The 19,433-nt window shown below is 71.9% G+C and carries 18 protein-coding genes and 1 pseudogene; 7 read left to right on the forward strand and 12 right to left on the reverse strand.

What is annotated here, in order from left to right; all coding sequences use genetic code 11:
• Positions 1 to 35: 35 nt before the first annotated feature.
• Complete coding sequence (locus KUM40_RS36960; RefSeq protein WP_217170698.1) at positions 36 to 1,244, reverse strand: glycerophosphodiester phosphodiesterase; 1,209 nt, start codon at positions 1,242 to 1,244, stop codon at positions 36 to 38.
• A gap of 306 nt (positions 1,245 to 1,550) precedes the next feature.
• On the opposite strand from KUM40_RS36960, the pseudogene KUM40_RS36965 reads away from it, so the two are divergent.
• Positions 1,551 to 2,338: pseudogene (locus KUM40_RS36965) on the forward strand (lysophospholipid acyltransferase family protein).
• 111 nt (positions 2,339 to 2,449) lie between these two features.
• Here KUM40_RS36965 and KUM40_RS36970 read toward each other — a convergent pair.
• The 4 genes from KUM40_RS36970 to argH all read right to left on the reverse strand — a co-directional run bounded on the left by KUM40_RS36970 (position 2,450) and on the right by argH (position 7,171).
• The gene (locus KUM40_RS36970; RefSeq protein ID WP_217170699.1) at positions 2,450 to 3,982 is read right to left on the reverse strand and encodes an MFS transporter; all 1,533 of its coding nucleotides are present in this window, start codon (positions 3,980 to 3,982) and stop codon (positions 2,450 to 2,452) included.
• Positions 3,979 to 4,530 carry a TetR/AcrR family transcriptional regulator gene (locus KUM40_RS36975; protein ID WP_217170700.1) on the reverse strand — a complete coding sequence of 184 codons (552 nt, stop codon included), beginning with the start codon at positions 4,528 to 4,530 and terminating at the stop codon, positions 3,979 to 3,981. Before KUM40_RS36975 ends, KUM40_RS36970 begins: the two co-directional genes overlap by 4 nt.
• A 109-nt stretch (positions 4,531 to 4,639) precedes the next feature.
• The gene (locus tag KUM40_RS36980; RefSeq protein WP_217170701.1) at positions 4,640 to 5,611 is read right to left on the reverse strand and encodes an aldo/keto reductase; all 972 of its coding nucleotides are present in this window, start codon (positions 5,609 to 5,611) and stop codon (positions 4,640 to 4,642) included.
• 126 nt (positions 5,612 to 5,737) lie between these two features.
• The gene (argH, locus tag KUM40_RS36985) at positions 5,738 to 7,171 is read right to left on the reverse strand and encodes an argininosuccinate lyase (protein WP_217170702.1); all 1,434 of its coding nucleotides are present in this window, start codon (positions 7,169 to 7,171) and stop codon (positions 5,738 to 5,740) included.
• Positions 7,172 to 7,290: 119 nt separating this feature from the next.
• Here argH and KUM40_RS36990 point away from each other — a divergent pair, with 119 nt between their 5' ends.
• The 5 genes from KUM40_RS36990 (at position 7,291) to KUM40_RS37010 (ending at position 11,702) form a co-directional block, all read left to right on the forward strand.
• Positions 7,291 to 7,878, forward strand: a complete 588-nt coding sequence (locus tag KUM40_RS36990) for a pyridoxamine 5'-phosphate oxidase family protein (RefSeq protein ID WP_217170703.1) — start codon at positions 7,291 to 7,293, stop codon at positions 7,876 to 7,878.
• 3 nt (positions 7,879 to 7,881) lie between these two features.
• Entirely contained in the window at positions 7,882 to 8,610 is a 729-nt protein-coding gene (locus KUM40_RS36995; protein ID WP_217170704.1) for a L,D-transpeptidase, read from the forward strand.
• Between the two features lie 88 nt (positions 8,611 to 8,698).
• On the forward strand, positions 8,699 to 10,081 hold the full coding sequence (locus KUM40_RS37000) for a ferric reductase-like transmembrane domain-containing protein (protein WP_217170705.1): 1,383 nt from the start codon (positions 8,699 to 8,701) through the stop codon (positions 10,079 to 10,081).
• 27 nt (positions 10,082 to 10,108) lie between these two features.
• Positions 10,109 to 10,909: an FMN-binding protein gene (locus KUM40_RS37005; protein WP_217170706.1), complete on the forward strand. Its 801-nt coding sequence runs from the start codon at positions 10,109 to 10,111 to the stop codon at positions 10,907 to 10,909.
• Between the two features lie 55 nt (positions 10,910 to 10,964).
• Positions 10,965 to 11,702 carry an FAD:protein FMN transferase gene (locus KUM40_RS37010; protein WP_217170901.1) on the forward strand — a complete coding sequence of 246 codons (738 nt, stop codon included), beginning with the start codon at positions 10,965 to 10,967 and terminating at the stop codon, positions 11,700 to 11,702.
• Between the two features lie 304 nt (positions 11,703 to 12,006).
• Here the strand turns inward: KUM40_RS37010 and KUM40_RS37015 are convergent, their stop codons facing one another.
• From KUM40_RS37015 to KUM40_RS37040, 6 genes are all read right to left on the reverse strand, one after another.
• Entirely contained in the window at positions 12,007 to 12,546 is a 540-nt protein-coding gene (locus KUM40_RS37015; RefSeq protein WP_217170707.1) for an arginine repressor, read from the reverse strand.
• 7 nt (positions 12,547 to 12,553) lie between these two features.
• Entirely contained in the window at positions 12,554 to 13,762 is a 1,209-nt protein-coding gene (locus tag KUM40_RS37020; RefSeq protein WP_217170902.1) for an acetylornithine transaminase, read from the reverse strand.
• A gap of 14 nt (positions 13,763 to 13,776) precedes the next feature.
• Complete coding sequence (argB, locus tag KUM40_RS37025) at positions 13,777 to 14,697, reverse strand: acetylglutamate kinase (RefSeq protein WP_217170708.1); 921 nt, start codon at positions 14,695 to 14,697, stop codon at positions 13,777 to 13,779.
• Positions 14,694 to 15,845 carry a bifunctional glutamate N-acetyltransferase/amino-acid acetyltransferase ArgJ gene (gene argJ / locus KUM40_RS37030; protein ID WP_217170709.1) on the reverse strand — a complete coding sequence of 384 codons (1,152 nt, stop codon included), beginning with the start codon at positions 15,843 to 15,845 and terminating at the stop codon, positions 14,694 to 14,696. The genes argB and argJ overlap by 4 nt, the downstream gene beginning before the upstream one ends.
• Positions 15,842 to 16,870, reverse strand: coding sequence for an N-acetyl-gamma-glutamyl-phosphate reductase (gene argC, locus KUM40_RS37035; protein WP_217170710.1), 1,029 nt, complete (start codon positions 16,868 to 16,870; stop codon positions 15,842 to 15,844). The genes argJ and argC overlap by 4 nt, the downstream gene beginning before the upstream one ends.
• Positions 16,871 to 16,970: 100 nt before the next feature.
• Complete coding sequence (locus tag KUM40_RS37040; protein ID WP_217170711.1) at positions 16,971 to 17,546, reverse strand: ABATE domain-containing protein; 576 nt, start codon at positions 17,544 to 17,546, stop codon at positions 16,971 to 16,973.
• A gap of 103 nt (positions 17,547 to 17,649) precedes the next feature.
• On the opposite strand from KUM40_RS37040, the gene KUM40_RS37045 reads away from it, so the two are divergent.
• Complete coding sequence (locus KUM40_RS37045) at positions 17,650 to 18,822, forward strand: epoxide hydrolase family protein (RefSeq protein ID WP_217170712.1); 1,173 nt, start codon at positions 17,650 to 17,652, stop codon at positions 18,820 to 18,822.
• Between the two features lie 31 nt (positions 18,823 to 18,853).
• Here KUM40_RS37045 and KUM40_RS37050 read toward each other — a convergent pair whose 3' ends face one another.
• Positions 18,854 to 19,378: an AAA family ATPase gene (locus KUM40_RS37050; RefSeq protein ID WP_217170713.1), complete on the reverse strand. Its 525-nt coding sequence runs from the start codon at positions 19,376 to 19,378 to the stop codon at positions 18,854 to 18,856.
• Between the last annotated feature and the right edge of the window lie 55 nt (positions 19,379 to 19,433).

Raw genomic sequence — 19,433 nt, forward strand, 5'->3', positions numbered from 1 at the left:
GACGGTCGAAGCTCACCCCAACCGGGGTTGTCCGCTCAGCCGTTGACGAAGTCCTCGCGGGCCAGGACGCCGGTGTCCGGATTGTCGGTGAAGACGCCGTCGATGCCGGTGGCGAAGTAGGTCCGGAACGCGCCGAAGGCGTCCCCGTAGGCGTCGGGGTCGCCGCCCTTGCGGAAGTCTGCGGGCAGGAAGGGGTTCTCGTTGCGCATGGTGTACGGGTGCAGGATCAGGCCCGCGCGGTGCGCGTCGCGGACGAGCGTCGTCGGCTCGGTGAGCCGCCCGGCGGAGTCCTTGGGGATGATCAGGTCCAGGGTGGGTCCGATGCCCTGCGCGTAGGAGGCGATCTCCTTGAGGCCCTTCGGCGTGATGAGGTCGGCCGTGGTGCGCGGGTCGCCGGTCTCGACGAAGTCCCAGGGGCGGCTGTCCGCGCCGGAGAGCAGGACGGCAAGGGGGTTGCCGACCAGCTTGTTCATCCGCCGGATGCTGGTGGGCTCGAAGGACTGGATGATGACGGGCGCGTGCTTCCCGTCCTTGCCGTACTTGCGCAGCAGCCGCGCCAGGCGCTCCTCCGTGCCCAGGCCCAGCTTGCGGAAGTAGGTGGGGTGCTTGAGCTCCGGGTAGATCCAGACCTGCCTGCCGCGCCTGCGGGTCTGCTCGTTCTGCCAGCGGAGCACCTCTTCGAAGGTGGGGATCTCCCAGCGGCCGTCGTAGAGGGTGTTGTGCGGGCGGTTGGCCGGGATGCGCTCGATCGCGCGGAGCGTCTTGAGCTCGGCGAGGGTGAAGTCCTCGGTGAACCAGCCGGTGGTGGAGACGCCGTCGAGGAGCTTCGTGCGCTCGCGGTCGGCGAACTCGGGGTGGTCGGCGACGTCCGTGGTGCCGCCGATCTCCGGCTCGTGCCGGCAGACGAGGTGACCGTCCCTGGTCGGGACGAGGTCACCGGCCTCGACGATGTCGGCGCCCAGGTCGAGGGCCAGCTCGTAGGAGCCGAAGGTGTGCTCGGGGCGGTAGCCGCTGGCCCCCCGGTGGCCGATGACGGTGGGAACGGGCAGGCCCTTCACGCCGCCGCCGTGTCCGCCGCCGTGCCGGGCGTCCTGCCGGGTGTCCTGCCGGGCGTCGGTGCCGGCGGCTCTCGCCGTGCCGGACAGGCCCAGTACGGCCCCGCCCGCGCCGAGCACCGCCGCGCCCAGGAGCGCCCGCCGTCCGGTGCCGCCGTCCGCCCGCTCGTCCGACTCCTGCGTTCCCATGGGGCCCTCCTGCCGTCGACCGTCAGTGCGGGCCGATCGTAGGGGCGCGTACATGACGAGCGGGAGACCGTGGCCGGAACACGCGGGTGCGTGCGGATGTCGTACCGGACCGGATGCCTGACATGCCGTCGGCTTGGCCCCGGCGGAGCGGGGTACGCGCATGCCACAAGGGTCGGTGGCGCTGCTCGGTCGGCGCGCCTCGCGCGGTCCGCGCCGAGCCCGTGCTTCGATCCGGGCCGGGCGACGTCACGGCACGGCAGGTGAACACGCGTCAACACCGGGTAAGGCCCGGGTGACCCGAGGTGCGTGACCCCCCGGACCGCGAGTAATGTCCTCACCTGCACAGACTCATACAGCCACAGACCCGTACCGCCACAGGCTCCGCGGCGGATTCATGCCGCACCCCGACACCGGAGGACCCGTTGTCCCGCTTCGCGCTCATCAAGGCAGTGCTCGGTCCGATCATGCGCCTGATGTTCCGCCCTCGGGTGGAGGGCGTGGAGAACATCCCGGGCGACGGTCCGGTGATCCTGGCCGGCAATCACCTCACCTTCATCGACTCGGTGATCATGCCGCTCAACTGCGACCGGCAGGTCTTCTTCATCGGCAAGGACGAGTACGTCACCGGCAAGGGCTTCAAGGGCCGGCTGATGGCCTGGTTCTTCACCGGCGTCGGCATGGTCCCGGTCGACCGGGACGGCGGGCGGGGCGGGGTCGCGGCGCTGATGACGGGGCGCCGCATCCTGGACGAGGGCAAGGTCTTCGGCATCTACCCGGAGGGCACCCGCTCCCCCGACGGCCGCCTCTACCGGGGCCGGACCGGCATCGCGCGGCTCACTCTGATGACGGGCGCCCCGGTCGTCCCGTTCGCCGTCATCGGCACCGACAAGCTCCAGCCGGGCGGCGCGGGTCTGCCCCGGCCGGGCAAGGTCACGGTCCGTTTCGGCGAGGCGATGGAGTTCTCCCGCTACGAGGGCATGGACCGCGACCGCTACGTCCTGCGGGCGGTGACCGACTCGGTGATGACCGAGGTCATGCGGCTGTCCGGCCAGGAGTACGTGGACATGTACGCGAGCAAGGCGAAGGCGGCGTAGTTCCGCGGAACCTGTAGCGGAACCTGTACACGTGAACGGCGGGTCGCTCGGTGAGCGGCCCGCCGTCCGCGTTCCGGCGCCGTGCGGCCGGGACCGGACCGGACAGGTCCTCTACGGGTGTTCCACCCCGTCCTCCAGGCGCTGGCCCCGCAGCAGGAACCAGGAGGCCGCGGCGGCGGCCAGGAGGACGGCGGCACCGACGCCCGCCGCGAGGGTCAGGCCGTCGACGAAGGCCTGACGGGCGGAGTCCAGCAGGGTCTCGGCCGTACGGGACGGGAGGCCGGCCGCGGCTTCCACCGCGCCGCCCAGCGATTCGTGCGCGGCGGCCGGGGTGCCCGCGGGGCCCGTGAAGTCACGGTAGACACCGGTCACGATCGAGCCGAGCACCGCGATACCGAGGGCGGCGCCGAGTTCGTACGCCGTCTCGGAGACGGCGGACGCGGCGCCCGCCTGTTCCCCGGGCACGCTGGAGAGGATCACGTCGGCGGTGACGGTGAACGAGAACCCGGCGCCGACGCCGACCACCAGCAGGGCCGCGCCGATCAGCGGGTAGCCGGTGTTCTGCCCGATGACGGTCAGCGCGGCGAGCGCGAGACCGACGGCGGCGAGACCCCCCGCGACCACGGCACGGACCGAGAAGCGCCGGGCCGCGCGGCCGGCGAGCAGACCGGCGACCACCGCGCCGACGGCGGCGGGCAGTTCCGCCAGGCCCGCCTCGAAGGGCCGCCTGCCCTGGACGAGTTGCAGGTACTGGGAGAGGAAGAACACCAGCCCGGACAGGCCCAGGACGGTCAGCAGGTCGGCCAGCACCGCGCCGCTGAAGCCACGGTTGCGGAACAGCCGCATGTCGAGCAGCGGCTTCGGCATCGTGAGCTGCCGGCGCACGAAGCCGTAGAGCGCGGCGGCGCCCAGCAGGCCCGCGGCGAGCGTGGCCCACGCGAACCCGTGGGCGGCGGCCTCCTTGACGGCGTACACGACACCGACCATGCCGACCAGGGAGAGGGTGACGCTGAGCAGGTCCCAGGGGCCCGGGTCCGGGTTGCGGGACTCGGGCAGCAGCTTGACGCCGACGACGACCAGGACGGCCATCACGGGCAGGTTGATCAGGAAGACGGAACCCCACCAGAAGTGCTCCAGCAGGAACCCGCCGACGATCGGGCCGACCGCCGTGCCGGCGGAGGCGGTGGCGCCCCAGATGCCGACGGCGAGGCTGCGTTCGCGGGGATCGTGGAAGAGGTTGCGGATCAGGGCGAGGGTGGCGGGCATCAGGGTGGCGCCCGCGACGCCGAGCAGGGCCCGGGCGAGGATCATCAGCTCGGGTGTGTGCGCGTAGGCGTTGAGGACGGATATCGCGCCGAACGCCGCGGCGCCGACGAGCAGGAGCCGCTTGCGGCCGATGCGGTCGCCGAGGCTGCCCATGGAGACGAGCAGGCCGGCGATGACGAAGGAGTAGACGTCGCCGATCCAGAGCAGTTGGGTGCCGGAGGGGGCGAGGTCCTCGCTGATGTAGGGGGTCGCGAGACCGAGCACGGTCGCGTCGACGGCCACCAGCAGCACGGCCAGCACCAGGACGGACAGCGCCAGCCAGCGGCCGGGGCCCTTCACCGCCCCGGTCGAGTGGGCCGGCTGCAGGGTGCTGGTCATGGTTGCTCTCTCCGGAGTGCGCCGCCGAGCAGCAGCTCGACGATCATGCGGGTCAGGTCGTTGCGGGCCACGCGGCCCTCGGTCACCGCCCAGGCGCCGGAGGCCAGCAGGCCGTAGAGCGCCTCGGTGAGCCAGACGGGGGTGAGGTCGATGCGGAACTCGCCGCTCTCCTGGCCGCGCCGGAAGACGGCGGCGATCCGGGCGTCGATGCGGGCCCAGCCCTCGTTCTGCTCCTCGCCCTCGAACAACTGGTTCTCGCTGTAGAGGAAGGCGAGCAGCCCTGCGGCGGGCTCGATCTCGCGCACGAGCCGGCGCACCGCGTCGGCCGCCGCTCCGTCGTCGAGGCGGGCCGCGTCCAGGGCGGCCTCGCACTCGGCGATGCCGAGTGACTCCAGCGCCCGCACGAGGGCGTCGCGCCCGGCGAAGTGCCGGTGCAGCGTGGCGCGGCTCAGTCCGGCAGCCCTGGCGACCTCGTCCATGGTCGCGGTGGCTCTGCGGGTCAGCAGGGCCGCGGCGCTGCGCAGTACGTGGTCACGGTCGACAGCCATGAGACGACCATAACCCATATGAGACATATTTGTCTCACGCTGGGCGCGCGTGGCTCACGCCTTCAGGCGGCCGGGGCCGCCTGAAGGCGTGAGTCGGCGCTGCCCGGAATCAGTGCCAGGGAAGCTGCCCGCGGTGCTCCCAGTAGGCGTTCGGCTCCTCGACGAGTGCGCCGAGTCGCGCCACCTGGTCGTCGTCGAGATCGACGACGGCGGCGTGCAGGTTCGAGCCGAGCTGGTTCACGGTCGCGGCGCCGGACAGGACGACACCGGCCCAGGGCTCTCGCAGGATCAGCGCGAGGGCGACCGCGTCGCAGCCCAGGGACGTCTCCTCCGCGACGGCCCTCAGGACGTCGGGCGCCTGGGGCTCCGCGAGGCGGCCGTTGGCCATGCCCTCCTTGACGATCACGGTGAACCCGGCGTCGTACGCCTCGGCCAGCGCGGGTCCGGCGGAGGTCTCCAGCGCGTTGTACGTCGACTGGACGGTGCGGAAGAGGGGCTCGCCCTCCACGGTCACGGCGAGCGCGGCGCGGATGGCGTCGGCCTGCGCGGGACCGCTGGTGGAGAAGCCGACGGTGCTGCCCTGCGCGGCGGCCTCGGCCAGCCTGGCGTGCAGGTCCTTGTCGGTGAGGGCCGGACTGTCCGGGGTGAGCGAGTGGATCTGGTACAGGTCGAGCCGGTCGCCGAGCAGGGCGTCGGTCTCGGCGCGCTGGCGTTCGTACGTCGCGACACCGTGGTCCTTGACCTCGTGCCGCTCGGCCTCGGTCGACCAGTCGGCGGTGTAGGTGTAGCCCCACTTGCTCCCGACGACCACGTCGTCGACGTCGGGGCGGTCCCGGAGCCAGCCGGCCAGGAACTCCTCGGAGCGCCCGTAGGAGCGGGCCGCGTCGAAGTAGCGGACGCCCTGCGCGTAGGCGGCGTCGAGGAGGTCGTGGGTGCGGGTGCGCAGCGCCTCCACACTGCGGTCCTGCCCGAGGTCCGCGTCCCGGCCGAGGTTGATGTAGCCGGGGCGCCCGACGGCGGCGAGACCGAGGCCGATGTGGCAGGTCGGGGTCGTTGCTGTGGCCAGTCGGGCGAAGGGCATCGCGGGCTCCGTTCGGTCGGCTCCGGTGAGACGTGCGACCAACGTAACCCGCGAGGCCCTTCGGCTCGCCCCGGGACTCGGATCCGGCCCCGCCGGGACTCGGTTCCGGTCCTGCCGGGGTCCGCGTCAGCCCTGCTTCGTGGCCGTCGCCCACGCGTGCTGGGCCGCCACGTCCGCCTTCACCTCGGCGAGCTGGACGGCGACCGCGCCGGGCGCCGTACCGCCGCGGCCGTCGCGGGAGGCGAGGGCGCCGGGGACGTCGAGGACGGTGCGCACCTCGGGGGTGAGGTGGGCGGAGATCTTGGCGAACTGCTCGTCGGTCAGCTCGTCCAGCTCCTTGCCGTCCGCCTCGGCCACCTTCACGCACTCGCCGGCCACCTCGTGCGCGACGCGGAACGGCACCCCCTGCCTGACCAGCCACTCGGCGATGTCGGTGGCGAGCGAGAAACCGGCCGGGGCCAGCTCCTGCATCCGCTCGCGGTGCACGGTGAGCGTGGCCATCATGCCGGTGAAGGCGGGGAGCAGGATCTCCAGTTGGTCGATGGAGTCGAAGACCGGCTCCTTGTCCTCCTGGAGGTCGCGGTTGTACGCGAGCGGGAGGGCCTTGAGGGTGGCCATCAGGCCGGTGAGATTGCCGATGAGGCGGCCGGACTTGCCGCGGGCCAGCTCGGCGATGTCGGGGTTCTTCTTCTGCGGCATGATCGACGAGCCGGTGGAGAAGGCGTCGTGGAGGGTCACGAAGGAGAACTCCTTCGTGTTCCAGATGATGATCTCCTCGGCGATCCGGGAGACGTTCACACCGATCATCGCGGTGATGAAGGCGAACTCGGCGACGAAGTCGCGGGAGGCGGTCCCGTCGATGGAGTTGCCGGCGCTGCCGTGCTCGAAGCCGAGGTCGCGGGCGACCGCCTCCGGGTCCAGGCCGAGGCTGCTGCCCGCGAGCGCCCCCGAGCCGTACGGCGACACGGCCGTGCGCTCGTCCCACTGGCGCAGCCGCTCCGCGTCCCGGCCCAGCGCCTGGACGTGGGCGAGGACGTGGTGGGCGAAGAGCACCGGCTGGGCGTGCTGGAGATGGGTGCGGCCGGGCATCGCCACGTCCGGGTGGGCCTCGGCGAGGCCGACGAGCGCGTCCTGGAGGTCGGCGATCAGGCCGCCGACGGTGCGGGCGTGGTCGCGCAGGTACATGCGGAAGAGGGTGGCCACCTGGTCGTTGCGCGAGCGGCCGGCGCGCAGCTTGCCGCCGAGGTCGGGGCCGAGCCGTTCCAGCAGGCCGCGCTCCAGGGCGGTGTGGACGTCCTCGTCGGCGATGGTGCCGACGAAGGAACCGTCGGCGACGTCCGCCTCGAGCCGGTCGAGCCCGGCGGTCATCCGGGTCAGCTCGTCCTCGGTGAGCAGCCCCGCCGCGTGCAGCACGCGCGCGTGGGCACGCGATCCGGCGATGTCGTAGGGCGCGAGCCGCCAGTCGAAGTGGACGGACGCGGACAGCTTCGCCAGGGCCTCGGCGGGACCGTCGGCGAAACGGCCGCCCCAGAGCCGGACGTCACCGCTGTTGCTGCTCACCTGGGTCACTCCTCACCGTACGATCACTGTCCTGCATGAGTATGCAGAACCCTGCATGATTCGTCAATCTCGCGGAGTGCCGGCCCGCATCGCGTCCCGCACCCTCATAATCGTTAGACATGGGAAAGACTTATGAGCGCATAGACGGCAGACTCCGTACCTTCATCGAGGCGCAGCCCCTCTTCTTCACCGCCACCGCTCCCCTGGCCGGCGACGGCACGGTCAACCTCTCCCCCAAGGGCCTCACGGGCTGCTTCGCGGTGCTCGACGAACTCACCGTGGCCTATCTCGACTTCGCCGGTTCCAACGCGGAGACCGTCGCCCACCTGCGGGAGAACGGCCGGATCACCCTGATGTGGTGCGCCTTCCAGGGCCCGCCGAACATCGTGCGGGTGCACGGCCGCGGCGAGCCGGTCTTCCGCGACGACCCCCGCTTCCCGGAGCTGCTCACCCACTTCCCGGACATCGACACCACGGCACACGGACTGCGCGCGATCATCGTCGTGAGCGCCGAACTCATCCGCGACACCTGCGGATACGCCGTCCCCTTCATGGCGTACGAGAGCGACCGGGACCTGCACGGCAAGCGGTTCGCGCGTGAGGACGACGCCTCGCTCAGCGCGTACTTCACCAAGAAGGACCACATCGCCTCGAGCATTGACGGCCTTCCCGGGCTGCCGTTGCCGCTGCCTCCTTCTACCGTCTGAGCCATGCGCCCAGGTGTCGTCGCCGTCCTCGTCTCCGCGTCCCTCCTCGTGCTCGGTGCCGCGCCCGGCGGTGGGCCCGCCCCCGGGCCGCTGCCGGAGCGGATGGCGGACACCGGGGGCGGCGGCCAGCTCATCACCGCCCTCGCGCCGGACACCGGCTCGACGACGGGCACCGTCACCTGGTGGGACCACGTGGGCGAGGGCGAGGCCGGGGGCGGGGACCGGTGGGTGCGGGCCGGTTCCGCGCCCGCCCGCTTCGGGTCCGGCGGACTCACCGCCGGGACGACGCGCGTACAGGGCACCAGCACCACCCCGACCGGGCTGTACGACCTGCCGTACGCCTTCGGCATCGAGGCGGCGCCGCGCGGGACGGCGTACCGGTACCGCCCGGTCCGCCAGGACTCCTGGTGGTGCCAGGACAACGCCTCCCGCTCCTACAACCGCTGGACCGAACCGCGCCCCGCCGACTGCCGCGCCACCGAGGCCGAACATCTGATCACCTACCCGGCGCAGTACGCGCACGCCCTGGTCGTCGGCTTCAACTACCACCGCCCGGTGCGCGGGCGCGGCGCGGGCATCTTCCTGCACGTCAACGGGCGCGGCGCGACAGCGGGATGCGTGTCGGTACCGAAGGACGCGATGCGGCGGATCCTGCGGTGGGCGAAGCCGAAGGAGCGGCCGCACATCGCGATCGGCACCTCCGCCGGGGCCACGGCGATCACCCGCTACTGAACACGGACGGCACTACCGGCAGCGGCTGAACGCTGGACCGGCGCGGCGCGTATCTGTGGGCCAAGGGCCGAGTCCCCACGGAGGAACCGTGACCACCACGCTCGCCGGCGGCCGTGCCGCCCGCCGTCAGACGATGCGGCGCATCCGTCCGCGCCGCTCCCCCGCCGTCCCCCTGCTGCTCGCCGTGTGGGCGGGCGCGGCGGGCGTGTTGTGGCTGTGGTGGCGCAACACGCCCGCCATTTCCGACGACACCGGCAAGCTCCTGGGCGCGGGCCGGATCACCGGTCTGCTCGCCGGATACCTGATGGCGCTTGTGGTGCTCCAGATGGCCCGGGTGCCGGCGCTGGAGCGGCGCGTCGGGTCCGACCGGGTCGCCCGCTGGCACGCCATGACCGGCCGCTACACCCTCTGCCTGGTCCTCGCGCACGTCTTCCTGATCATGTGGGGCTACGCGGCGCAGGCCGGCAAGGGCCTCGGCGACATCGTCGCGCAGACGGTCGACTCCGTGAACCAACTGCCCGACATGGGCAAGGCGGCCATCGGCACCGGCCTGCTGGTGCTGATCGGGCTGCTCTCCGTCGGCCCGGTGCGCCGCCTGATCCCGTACGACTTCTGGTACCACGTGCATCTGCTGACCTACGTGGCGGTGTTCCTGACCTTCTGGCACCAGCTCACCACCGGCAACGACTTCGCCGTCGAACCGGTCGCCAAGACCGTCTGGTACGTGCTGTACGGCTCGGTGACCGCGCTCGTGCTCTGGTACCGCGTCCTGACCCCCCTCCGGCTGAACCTGCGGCACCGGATGCGGGTCGAGGCGGTGATCGAGGAGACGCCCGGGATCGTGTCGGTGCTGATCGGCGGGCGCCGGCTGCACCGGATGGGCGCGGAGGCGGGACAGTTCTTCCGCTGGCGGTTCCTGGCGCCGGGGATGCGGTTCAGCTCGCACCCGTACTCGCTGTCGGCGGCGCCGCGTCCCGACATGCTGCGGATCACCGTGAAGGCGATCGGCGACCACAGCACCCGGCTGCGCGAGCTGACGCCCGGCGCCCGGGTGTGGGCGGAGGGCCCGTACGGCGCCCTGACCGCCCAGCGCCGCAGCCGCGGCAAGGTGCTGCTGGTGGCGGGCGGGGTGGGGATCACACCGATGCGGGCGCTGTTCGAGACGCTGCCCGGCGCCTCCGGCGACATCACGCTGCTCTACCGGGCCAACAGCACCCAGGACCTGGCGCTGTGGGACGAGCTGTCCGGAATCGCCGAGGAGCGCGGGGCCCGGCTGATGTACGCGGTCAACAGCCCGGACGGGGAACGCCCGGACATCTCCGCGGAGACCCTGGCCCGGAAGATCCCGGACGTCGAGCGCCACGACGTCTTCCTGTGCGGACCGCCCGGCTTCGCCCAGTCGGTGTACGAGGCACTGCGCGGCGCGGGGGTCCCCGCCCGCCGTATCCATCACGAGTCGTTCGAGATGTGAGCGACGGACATCAGGAGTCCAGGACAGATGAGGAAAAGCCACCCCGTTCGGCGTGCCGTGCTCGCCGGCGCCGCGACCGTGTCCGGGATCGTGCTGCTGCTGTCGCTGAAACCGGCGTCCGACCCGGGCTCCGCCTCGGCGGCGGGCGGCGCGGCTCCACCGGTTGCCGCGCAGTCGCCGCAGGGCGGCCGGGGCGCGGGGGCCGGCACCGTCACGGGTGACGCGGCCAGTACCCAGTACGGCCCCGTGCAGGTCCGGCTCACGGTGAGCGACGGGAAGATCACCAAGGCCGAGGCCGTGCAGGCGCCCAAGGGCGGCCGGAGCGACCAGGTCACCGCCGACGCGGTACCCAAACTCAACCGGGCCGCGATCGCCGCGGGCAACGCCGACATCGACGCCGTCTCCGGCGCCACCTACACCAGCGCCGGATACATGAAGTCCCTCCAGTCGGCACTCGACAAGGCGGCCGCGAGCGGATCGGCCGAACAGGGATCGGGCGAGGCCCGGGAGGGATCGGGCGAGGCCGGGGAGGGTTCGGGCGGGGACGCCCGGGGCACGCAGGTCCTCACCGGCGACGCCGCGCAGACCCAGTACGGGCCCGTGCAGGTCCGCGTCACCGTCACCGACGGGAAGATCACCGCCGCCGAGACCCTCCAGGCACCCAAGGGCGGCCGGAGCGACCAGGTCACCGCCGACGCCGTACCCAAACTCGAGCAGGCCGCGATCGCCGCGGGCAACGCCGACATCGACGCCGTCTCCGGCGCCACCTACACCAGCGCCGGATACCAGCAGTCCCTCCAGTCGGCACTGGACCGGGCCGGTGGCTGACACCGTGGCCGAGTCCGCACAGACTCCCGCCGCGGTGCGTCACGTGGAGGAGACGATGGGGACCGTCTTCTCCTTCGACGTCCGTGGCGGGGAACCCACGGCCGTACGGGCGGCGCTGGACGAGGCGGTCGCCGGACTGCACCGGGCCGACGCGGTGTTCAGCACCTACCGGGACGGCAGTGAGCTGTCCCGGCTGGCACGCGGAGAGCTGACCCTCGGCGCCTGCGTGCCCGAGGTCGCCGAGGTGCTGGAGCTGGCGGCCGAGGCGGAACGGGTGAGCGAGGGCTGGTTCAGCACGAGGTATCGGGGCCGGCTCGACCCGACCGGGATCGTCAAGGGCTGGGCGGTGGAGCGCGCCGCGCGGCGGATCGCGGCGGCCGGTGCGAGTGGCGTCAGTGTCAACGGCGGCGGGGACGTGCAGTTGCTCGGCACGCCGGGTGCGGCACGGCCTTGGCGGGTCGGCGTGTCGGACCCGCTGCGTCCGGGCGGGCTCGCGGCGGTCGTCTCCGCGGCGGGGGCGGCCGAGCTGGCCGTGGCGACGTCCGGTTCCGCCGAACGCGGCGCCCATGTCGTCGACCCGCGCACCGGCCGCTCGGCGGTGACCGACCTGCTCTCCGTGACGGTGGTGGCACCCCGGCTGACCTGGGCGGACTGCTGGGCGACGGCAGCCTTCGCGATGGGGGCGCGGGAGGGGCTGCGGTGGCTGGACGCGCTGGAGGGGGTGGAGGGGTTGCTGATCACGGCGGGGGACGAGGTGCGGTGCACGGGGGGGTTGGCGGGGTGGCTGGGGTGAGCGGGGAGCGTGGGCGACCGGCGCCGCTGCTGAGGTACCGGCGCTTCACTCGCCCGCGTTCGCGTGGTGCCGGTCTCTGTGGGACGGGAGCCGCCCTGGGGGTACCTCCGAGGCCGTTCAGGCACTGGGGGAGGCACGACTGCCCGCAGCTACGGCGGGGCCCGCAGGTAAGGGCGGGGGCTGCTGCGCTCTGCCTCGCTGCACCCCCCAGGGGCACGGGGGCTGTCCCGATGTGCGGCTCCGCCGCGTGGGCGCGACCAGCCACGGCGCACCCGCGGGTCGGCCGGCCACCTCGCCGCCCCGTTCAGCCCCCGTTCTGCGTCAACCGCAGCAAGTGGTCCGCCAGCGCCTGCCCGCCCGTGGGCTCCCTGCTGATCAGCATCAGCGTGTCGTCACCCGCGATCGTCCCCAGGATGTCGTGCAGCTCCGCCTGGTCGATCGCCGAGGCCAGGAACTGCGCCGCCCCCGGAGGGGTCCGCAGGACCACGAGGTTCGCGGACGCCTCCGCGGAGATCAGCAGCTCCGCGGAGAGCCGCCGCATCCGCTCCTCCTTCGCCGACTCCCCGAGCGGCGCTCGCGGGGTGCGGAAGCCGCCCTCGCTGGGCACCGCGTAGATGAGGTCGCCGTCGGTGTTGCGGATCTTCACCGCGTTCAGCTCGTCCAGGTCCCGGGAGAGCGTCGCCTGGGTGACGGTGAGCCCGTCGTCGGCGAGCAGCTTCGCGAGCTGGCTCTGCGAGCGCACCGCCTGCCGGTTGAGGATGTCCACGATCCGCCGATGACGTGCGGTGCGGGTCTGCGGCAGGGCGGGCCCGGCCGTCTGCTCGTGCTCCTGCGCGTGGCTCATCGTCGTCTCATTCTCCGGATCGTCCGTCCCCGTGCGCCACGTCGGCGACCTGGTCAAGGATGCCGGGCAGCGCCCCGAGGAACGTCTCCACCACGTCGTCGCCGAGGTTCAGCGCGGGCATCAGCCGTACGACATCGGGTGCGGGCGCGTTCACCAGGATTCCGGCGTCCTGAGCCGCCTGCTGCACCTGGGCGGCGAGCGGCTCCGTGAGCACGATACCCAGGAGCAGGCCCGCGCCCCGGACGTGGCCGATCAGCGGGTGGCCGAGCGCCTCGACGCCGCCGCGGATCTTCTCGCTCTGCCGCTTGACGTTGTCCAGCAGACCGTCGTCCGCGATGGTGTCCAGGACGGCGAGTCCGGCGGCGCAGGCGACCGGGTTGCCGCCGAAGGTCGAGCCGTGCTGGCCCGGCTGGAGGAGTTCGGCGGCGCGTCCGAAGGCGACCGTCGCGCCCAGCGGCAGTCCGCCGCCGAGGCCCTTGGCGAGGGTGACGACGTCCGGCAGGACGCCCTCGTGGGCCTGGTACTCGAACCAGTGCCCGGTCCGCCCGACGCCGGTCTGCACCTCGTCCAGGACGAGCAGCGCGCCCGTGGCGGCGGTGATGGCCCGGGCCGCCTTCAGATAGCCGGGGGGCGGCACGACCACGCCGTTCTCGCCCTGGATCGGCTCGATGATCACCAGCGCCGTGTCCTCGGTGACCGCCGCGGCAAGCGCCTGCGGGTCGCCGTACGGTACGTGCGTGACGTCGCCGGGCAGCGGCAGGAACGGCTCCTGCTTGCCGGGCTGGCCGGTCAGCGCCAGGGCGCCCATGGTGCGGCCGTGGAAGCCGCCGTGGGTGGCGACCATGTGCGGCCGTCCGGTCAGCCGGCCGATCTTGAAGGCGCCCTCGTTGGCCTCGGCGCCGGAGTTGCAGAAGTAGACCTTGCCGTCGCGGCCGAAGTTCTGGAGCAGCCGTTCGGCGAGCGCGACGGGCGGCTCGGCGATGAAGAGGTTGGAGACGTGGCCGAGGGAGGCGATCTGCCGGCTCACCGCCTCGACCACCGCCGGGTGGGCGTGACCGAGCGCGTTGACCGCGATGCCGCCGACGAAGTCGAGGTACTCCTTGCCGTCGGCGTCCCAGAGCCGGGCGCCCTCGCCGCGCACCAGGGGCAGGCGCGGTGTGCCGTAGTTGTTCATGAGCGTGTCCTGCCACCGCTCGGTCAGCTCCGCGTTGCTCACGGCTCCCCCGTTGCTCACGACTCCCCCTGTTCGTCCGGCACGACCATCGTGCCGATGCCCTCGTCGGTGAAGATCTCCAGCAGGATCGAGTGCTGGACCCGGCCGTCGATGACGCGGGCGGTGGTGACGCCGCCCCGTACGGCGTGCAGGCAGCCCTCCATCTTGGGCACCATGCCCGAGGACAGGTCCGGCAGCAGTTTCTCGAGCTGGGACGCGGTGAGGCGGCTGATCACCTCGTCGGAGTCCGGCCAGTCCTCGTAGAGGCCCTCGACGTCGGTGAGGACCATGAGAGTCTCGGCGCCGAGCGCCGCAGCGAGTGCCGCAGCCGCCGTATCAGCATTGACGTTGTAGACATGTCCGTCGTCCTGGGAACGGGCGATCGAGGAGACGACCGGGATGCGGCCGTCGGCGAGCAGGGCCTCGATGGCGCCGGTGTCGATCTCGGTGATCTCGCCGACCCGTCCGATGTCGACGAACTCGCCGTCGATCTCGGGCCGGTGCCGGGTGGCGGTGATGGTGTGCGCGTCCTCGCCGGTGAGGCCGACGGCGAACGGTCCGTGCTGGTTGAGCAGCCCGACCAGTTCGCGCTGCACCTGCCCGGCGAGCACCATCCGTACGACGTCCATGGCGTCCTCGGTGGTGACGCGCAGGCCGGCCTTGAACTCGCTGACGATGCCGTGCTTGTCGAGCGCGGCGCTGATCTGCGGGCCGCCGCCGTGCACGACGACGGGCTTGAGACCGGCGTGGCGCAGGAAGACGACGTCCTGGGCGAAGGCGGCCTTCAGGTCCTCGTCGATCATGGCGTTGCCGCCGAACTTGATGACGACCGTCTTGCCGTGGTGCCGGGTCAGCCAGGGCAGCGCCTCGATGAGGATCTGGGCCTTGGGGAGCGCGGTGTGCTTCCGCGTGGGTGCGTTGCTCATTCCGCTGCTCATGATGAGTACGCGCTGTTCTCGTGGACGTAGTCGGCGGTGAGGTCGTTGGTCCAGATGGTGGCCGTGGCGTCGCCGGCGGCGAGGTCGGCGACGACGTGGACCTCGCGGTAGCGCATGTCGACCAGCTCGCGGTCCTCGCCGACGCCGCCGTTCTTGCAGACCCAGACGCCGTTGATGGCGACGCCCAGGCGGTCGGGCTCGAAGACGGCGGAGGTCGTGCCGATCGCGGAGAGGACTCGGCCCCAGTTGGGGTCCTCGCCGTGGATGGCGCACTTGAGGAGGTTGTTGCGGGCGATGGTGCGGCCCACCTGGACGGCGTCGTCCTCGGTCGCAGCGTTCACGACCTCGACCCTGATGTCCTTGCTGGCGCCCTCGGCGTCGCGGATGAGCTGCTGCCCGAGGTCGTCGCAGACGGTGCGTACGGCCTCGGCGAACGCGGCGTACTCCGGGGTGACGCCCGAGGCTCCCGAGGCGAGCAGCAGCACGGTGTCGTTGGTGGACATGCAGCCGTCGGAGTCGACGCGGTCGAAGGTGACCTTGGTGGCGGCGCGCAGGGCGCGGTCCAGGACCTCGGTCTCCAGGTCGGCGTCGGTGGTGATGACGACGAGCATGGTGGCGAGGCCGGGGGCGAGCATGCCGGCGCCCTTGGCCATCCCGCCGACGGTCCAGCCGTCCCGCGTGACCACGGACGTCTTGTGCACGGTGTCGGTGGTCTTGATGGCGATGGCGGCCTTCTCGCCGCCGTGCTCGGAGAGCTGACCGGCGGCCGTGTCCACACCCGGGAGCAGCTTGTCCATCGGAAGCAGTACGCCGATGAGCCCGGTGGAGCAGACGGCGACCTCTCCCGCGCCCGTACCGAGCGCCTCGGCGACCTTCTCGGCCGTGGCGTGGGTGTCCTGGAAGCCCTTGGGCCCGGTGCAGGCGTTGGCGCCGCCGGAGTTGAGCACGACGGCGGTCAGCTCACCGCTCTTCAGCACCTGCTCGGACCACAGGACCGGCGCGGCCTTGACGCGGTTGGAGGTGAAGACGCCCGCGGCGCTGCGGCGGGGGCCGGTGTTGACCACGAGGGCCAGGTCGGGGTTGCCGCTCTCCTTGATCCCGGCCGTGACACCGGCCGCCGTGAATCCCTTCGCTGCCGTCACACTCACGGCGCAACTCCGATCGTCGTCAGTCCGGTGGTCTCGGCGAGACCCAGGGCGATGTTCATGCTCTGGACGGCACCGCCCGCGGTGCCCTTGGCCAGGTTGTCGATGGCGCTGATCGCGATGACACGGCCCGCGGCGGCGTCGTACGCGACCTGGACCTGGACGGCGTTGGAGCCGTACACGGAGGCGGTCGCGGGCCACTGTCCCTCGGGCAGCAGGTGCACGAACGGTTCGTCGGCGAAGGCCTTCTCGTAGGCGGCCCGGACCGACTCGGCGGTGACCCCGGGCTTCGCCTTGGCGGTGCAGGTGGCGAGGATGCCGCGGGGCATCGGCGCGAGGGTCGGCGTGAAGGAGACGGTGACCGGCTCGCCGGCGACCGCGCCGAGGTTCTGGATCATCTCGGGGGTGTGCCGGTGTCCGCCGCCGACGCCGTACGGCGACATGGAGCCCATGACCTCGCTGCCCAGCAGGTGGGGCTTGGCCGCCTTGCCCGCGCCGGAGGTGCCGGACGCGGCGACGATCACGGCCTCGGGCTCGGCGAGCGAGGCGGCGTAGGCCGGGAAGAGGGCCAGTGACACGGCGGTGGGGTAGCAACCGGGCACCGCGATGCGCTTGGACCCCTCCAGCGCGGTGCGGGCACCCGGAAGTTCGGGGAGGCCGTAGGGCCAGGTGCCGGCGTGCGGGGAGCCGTAGAACGTCTCCCAGTCGGCCGCGTCCCTGAGCCGGAAGTCGGCGCCCATGTCGACGACGAGGACGTCAGGTCCGAGCTGCTCGGCGACGGCGGCGGACTGCCCGTGCGGCAGCGCGAGGAAGACGACGTCGTGACCGCCGAGCACCTCGGGCGTCGTCGCCTCCAGCACTCGGTCGGCCAACGGCAGCAGGTGCGGCTGCAGCGCGCCCAGTCGTTGGCCCGCGTTGGAGTTGCCGGTCAGGGCGCCGATCTCGACCTCCGGGTGGGTCAGGAGCAGGCGCAGCAGCTCACCGCCCGCATACCCACTCGCTCCGGCCACCGCCGCACGTACCGCCATGGAAAACCCTCCTCCTGGATGGCATGACTATACGTACAGCCGCACGTTTATGCAATCCAGCGAATGGCGGGAGCCGGGACACCTGTGGCCGAGGTGGCGATCACTCCGCCGATCTGGAGCTTTTGCGCCGGCTGGCATGGAAGCGCGCCTTCTTCTGGCGATTCCCGCACGTGTTCATGTCACACCATTTACGCGTACGACTCTGACTGGTGTCGAAGAACGCGGCCTGGCAGGTCGGCGAGGCACACAAGGCCAGTTTTCCGTCCCGTTCGCCCGAGACGACACTGATCGCGTCGGCGGCGATCACGCTGAGGGCATCCTCCACGCGGGAGGCGGAGCCGAGCCGCCACCGCCGCTCACCCTCGGGCGTCAGGATCGCCGCGGCCCGGCCCTGGGCGCTGCGGTCGTTGATGACCTGGACGGCGGACGCGGGCAGAGCGTCCTGGACCGCGGCCGCTGTCGCGGCGGCGTGAATCGACTCCCTCAGTTCACGGGCGAGGTCGAGCTGGGCGGGGGTGCAGGAGTCCACGGCGAGGCCGCTCACCGCCAGCCAGTCGACGAGTCGGTGCGGCGTGGGGATGCGCTCCACAGGGTCGCCGTGACGCTCCGACAGAGTCCCGGTGAAGCTCATCGCCAGGACCTTGCCGAGACGGAAGTCGGGGAACGCGGCACACATGGAACCACCTTAGCCGGTTGCGGCCGGGCGCGGAGGACTGCTAGAACCGTCTTAGGCGGTTCGCGGCAGGTCGTAGCCGCTTCCACGACGTCCAGGAGGTCTCATGCCCAGTCCGACCAGCGACGTGCGAGCCTTTGAGGCCCGCGCGACCGACGCCGACCTCGACGATCTCCGCGCGCGACTGGCCGCGGCGCGCCTGCCGGAGGCCGAGACGGTCCGTCACGCGGCGCCCGGCCCTCGCCGATGGGAGCAGGGCGTTCCGCTCGCCGACCTCGTCGATGTCGTGGACTACTGGCGCACCGGGTACGACTGGCGGTCGTTCGAAGAGCGCCTCAACCAGCTCGGCCAGTTCCGCACGACCATTGACGGCCTGGGAATCCACTTCCTGCACCGCCGCTCCCCGCGCGCGGACGCCACTCCTCTGATCCTGACGCACGGCTGGCCGGACAGCGTCGCCCGGTTCATCGATGTGGTCGACGAGCTGGCGGACCCGAAAGACGCGGACGCGCCGGCGTTCCACGTCGTGGTCCCGTCGCTGCCGGGCTTCGGTTACAGCGACAGGCCGGCCACCACCGGGTGGGGGACCGAAAAGATCGCGGCCGCATGGGTGGAACTGATGGGAAGGCTCGGCTACAGCAGGTTCGCGGCCCACGGCGGCGACTGGGGCGGCAACATCACCACGGTCCTCGGCGGCAGATTCCCGGCGCACGTCCTCGGCATCCACACCACGTTCGCCCAGGGACCGCCCGGTCTGACAACGGACGGTCTGACGGCGCTCGAGCGCGAGTGGGCCGAGGAGACCCGTGACTTCTGGCGCCACCGCGCGGCGTACGCGAAGCAGCAGGCGACCCGGCCGCAGACCATCGGCTACTCGCTCGTCGACTCACCGGTCGGGCTTCTCGCCTGGATCCTCGACAAGTTCACCGAGTGGTCGGACACCGAGGACAGCCCGTTCGAGAGGATTTCCAGGGACCGCGTTCTCGACGACGTCACCCTGTACTGGCTGACGCGGACCGGCGCGTCGGCGGCCCGCATCTACTACGAAAGCCACGACTCGCTCGATCCCGAACTCCGGGTCGACGTGCCGTCAGCACTCACCATGTATCCCGGCGACGTCGAGAAGTGTCCGCGTCCCTGGGCGCAGGAGCGGTACCGGCGGATCGTGCGATGGAGGTCGCCCGAAGTCGGGGGACATTTCCCGTCGCTGGAGGTTCCCGGGTATTTCGTCAGAGACCTGCAGGAGGGCCTCGCGGCGGTGCTGGCCGCTCAGCGGTGACCTCGGCTCGGCGACCCGGCACCCCCTCCCCTCAGCTCTTGACAGCCTCCGCGATCCGCAGGGCGGCCTCGGCGGGCGTGAGGTGCGTGGTGTCGACGACCTCGGCCTCGGCGTGCAGCCACGTGCGGGCCGCCTCGGCGTAGGGCTCGAGGTATCGCAGGCGGAAAGGGGAGTCGGGGCCCAGGACGGTGTCCCCCGCGATGCGTCCGCGGAGGGTGGCCCGGTCGGCGTGGAGAACGAAGTGCCGTACGGGAATGCCGTGCTCGGCGAGGCCCGTGCTGATCTCGCGCCAGTACTGCTCGACCAGGACGGTCATGGGCATCACCAGGGTGCCGCCGGTGTAGTCGAGCACGCGGCGGGCGGTCTCGACGACGAGCGGCCGCCACGGCGGCCAGTGCTGGAAATTGTCGGTCCCGGGCAGCCCCGGCGTGATGTCCATGAGCGTCTCGCCGACCTTCTCGGCGTCGAACACCCGTGAGTCCGGGAGCAGCCGCTGCACGAGTGTGCTGGTCGTGGTCTTGCCCGCGCCGTGGGTGCCGTTCAACCATACGATCATGGCACCCGACGCTACCGCCGTGCGGGGCCCGGGTACGGGCTCAGCAGTGATCGGG

The organism is Streptomyces sp. AC512_CC834 (assembly GCF_019049325.1).
Lineage (GTDB): Bacteria > Actinomycetota > Actinomycetes > Streptomycetales > Streptomycetaceae > Streptomyces.

Coding starts and splice junctions, on each gene's coding strand:
- argB (WP_217170708.1), bottom strand. CDS start 14,697: ATGAGCAGCGGAATGAGCAACGCACCCACGCGGAAGCACACCGCGCTC.
- KUM40_RS37005 (WP_217170706.1), top strand. CDS start 10,109: ATGAGGAAAAGCCACCCCGTTCGGCGTGCCGTGCTCGCCGGCGCCGCG.
- KUM40_RS37045 (WP_217170712.1), top strand. CDS start 17,650: ATGCCCAGTCCGACCAGCGACGTGCGAGCCTTTGAGGCCCGCGCGACC.
- KUM40_RS36960 (WP_217170698.1), bottom strand. CDS start 1,244: ATGGGAACGCAGGAGTCGGACGAGCGGGCGGACGGCGGCACCGGACGG.
- KUM40_RS36980 (WP_217170701.1), bottom strand. CDS start 5,611: ATGCCCTTCGCCCGACTGGCCACAGCAACGACCCCGACCTGCCACATC.
- KUM40_RS37050 (WP_217170713.1), bottom strand. CDS start 19,378: ATGATCGTATGGTTGAACGGCACCCACGGCGCGGGCAAGACCACGACC.
- argC (WP_217170710.1), bottom strand. CDS start 16,870: ATGGCGGTACGTGCGGCGGTGGCCGGAGCGAGTGGGTATGCGGGCGGT.
- KUM40_RS36995 (WP_217170704.1), top strand. CDS start 7,882: ATGCGCCCAGGTGTCGTCGCCGTCCTCGTCTCCGCGTCCCTCCTCGTG.
- KUM40_RS36975 (WP_217170700.1), bottom strand. CDS start 4,530: ATGGCTGTCGACCGTGACCACGTACTGCGCAGCGCCGCGGCCCTGCTG.
- KUM40_RS36990 (WP_217170703.1), top strand. CDS start 7,291: ATGGGAAAGACTTATGAGCGCATAGACGGCAGACTCCGTACCTTCATC.
- KUM40_RS37015 (WP_217170707.1), bottom strand. CDS start 12,546: ATGAGCCACGCGCAGGAGCACGAGCAGACGGCCGGGCCCGCCCTGCCG.
- KUM40_RS36970 (WP_217170699.1), bottom strand. CDS start 3,982: ATGACCAGCACCCTGCAGCCGGCCCACTCGACCGGGGCGGTGAAGGGC.
- KUM40_RS37010 (WP_217170901.1), top strand. CDS start 10,965: ATGGGGACCGTCTTCTCCTTCGACGTCCGTGGCGGGGAACCCACGGCC.
- KUM40_RS37040 (WP_217170711.1), bottom strand. CDS start 17,546: ATGTGTGCCGCGTTCCCCGACTTCCGTCTCGGCAAGGTCCTGGCGATG.